The following is a 1,460-nucleotide window of genomic DNA, read 5'->3' as shown; positions in this document are numbered from 1 at the left end:
GGCACCTCCGCCAAAATATTTTGCTGTATGCTCAGCAACCTTAGTAACATTTTTATTGGTTGTAAAAAGCTGTGAACCATTAACCGCATCCGTTGAACTTTCTGAAAGTTCACCAGTACTCACACCGGTAATTGTCCGTTCCTTACCTTCATTGTTAAGAATACTTACTTCCGTACCGCCTGCTGCCTTACCTATGGTGATAACACCTGTTCCCCCTGCACGAAGACTACGACTTAACGTCACCTCTTCTTCTTGCTTAACAAGGATACTGTCTCTTACATCGACAATCTCTTCATTCAGAGTGGTGAAAGCACTGTTAACACCTTCAAAAGCAGCAGCAACATTGTGATAAGTCTTCTTGTCACCTTCTGTGCCATCAGCATCAAATTGTGCAACTTTGAAATCAGGTTTCGTCCATTTGCCATCCTCATACTTGGCATTACCACCGAAATACTCCGCAAGGGCTGTGTTCGTAGAATGGAGCTGTGAACCATTCACGGCATCAGTTGATTCCTCTGAAAGTTTACCATTTTCAAGAGAGGTAATTTTGCTATTTTTTTTTATCCTCTTTTTCTCCATGCTGCGCACTAAAGGCATTTGCATCCTTGCTCCATACCAAAGAATCCTGTGCAACTCCTTGTGAAACCTCTTTAATCCGTGCATTCACATTCTTGATATTTGCATCAAGAGCTGAAAAAGCGGTTCCAACACCTTCATATGATTTATTTGTTACATCACCCTCTTTAGAAACTGTCGATAAGTCATAGCTGGGAGCTGTAAAAGTGCCATCAGCACTAAACGATGCTTTGCCTCCTAAAATTTTTGCTAAACTCGCAGCTATGGTATTAATCTGTCCACCCGTAACCGCATCGCTCGAACCCGCCACTAGAGAACCATCAGCCAGCGATGTGACCTTGCTGTTTGTCTTTTCACCTTCTTTTCCATGCAAGGCTACAAAAGCATTACTCTGATTACTCCATGATAAAGAATCCTGTGAAACTCCTTCTGAGACTTCCTTAATACGATCGTTAACGGTTTTGATATTCTCATCAAGTCCTTTAAAGGCTGTTTCAACACCTTCATACGATTTATTTGTTACATTACCCTCTTTAGAAACTGTCGATAAGTCATACGTTGGTCCTGTAAAGTTTTTGCCATCAAAAGATACAGCGCCACCTAAAATCTTTGATAAATCCGAAGCTATGGTATTAACCTGTNTGATAAATCCGAAGCTATGGTATTAACCTGTCCACCCGTGATTGCATCACGTGACTTGTCAGCAATCTTACCATCAGCAACATTATGAAGACCTACAGCTGCCTTATCTTTACCACCTAAAGTCACACTCGTGTAATTAATGCCGCCATTATCACCATCTTTTTTATCGTAATGAACAACGGCTGAATCATCAGACTGAAGGCTATTCGAAAGATCTTTCAATTCTTTATCAAGTTGGCCTT

1 protein-coding gene and 1 pseudogene are annotated in these 1,460 nt (G+C 41.1%); both read right to left on the bottom strand.

Translation table 11 applies throughout. From position 1 onward, the window contains the following. Nucleotides 1–597 (bottom strand): annotated as a pseudogene (locus ACFIL2_RS05270) (hypothetical protein); the annotation flags it as partial. Beyond that, the gene (locus ACFIL2_RS05265) at nucleotides 551–949 is read right to left on the bottom strand and encodes a hypothetical protein (protein WP_375681703.1); all 399 of its coding nucleotides are present in this window, start codon (nucleotides 947–949) and stop codon (nucleotides 551–553) included. The gene ACFIL2_RS05265 and the pseudogene ACFIL2_RS05270, both read right to left, overlap by 47 nt. Nucleotides 950–1,460 lie beyond the last annotated feature (511 nt).

Source organism: Bartonella sp. AP30XZML (assembly GCF_042195945.1).
Taxonomy (GTDB): Bacteria; Pseudomonadota; Alphaproteobacteria; order Rhizobiales; family Rhizobiaceae; genus Bartonella.
The sequence above is the reverse complement of the archived record's forward strand: the minus strand, read 5'-3'. Positions and strand labels throughout refer to the sequence as shown.